The organism is Pseudoalteromonas sp. GW168-MNA-CIBAN-0100 (genome assembly GCF_040309225.1).
Lineage (GTDB): Bacteria > Pseudomonadota > Gammaproteobacteria > Enterobacterales > Alteromonadaceae > Pseudoalteromonas > Pseudoalteromonas arctica.
The window spans coordinates 1-360 of record NZ_JBEOOL010000236.1 but is presented as its reverse complement, the minus strand read 5'-3'; the positions used below and the strand labels follow the sequence as shown (position 1 = coordinate 360).

The 360-nt window shown below is 45.3% G+C and carries 1 pseudogene; it reads right to left on the bottom strand.

Annotation, left to right across the window (positions count from 1 at the left end):
• A pseudogene (locus tag AAEY62_RS20895) lies at positions 1-360 on the bottom strand (ABC transporter permease); the annotation flags it as partial.

Below are 360 nucleotides of genomic sequence, written 5' to 3'. Positions count from 1 at the left end.
GGTTTATATTGCGCCTAATTTGCAGCGTGTAAAGTGGTGAGTTAAAGCCCATTAAAAACGCAGTAATTTGTTTTGGGTGGCCAACTAAGTTGCTATGTTCCTCGTGCTCTGCACTATGGCCACCATGGATTAAATCGATAGCGGCCAGCGGTATATGCAGCGTTTTATCTACAGGGGTGCCGGTGGCATTTAAAATACCGACCACTTTAAACGGGTTGTCATCAGGATGATGAAAGCTGGTGCTGCCCATACCATGAGATATAACAATGCTGTCGCCCAGTTTATAGTTTAATTTACTCGCTACCTCACTCCCCAGCACGACTTGGTTAATCGTGTTAAATGCGTGGCCTTGCTTAAAGC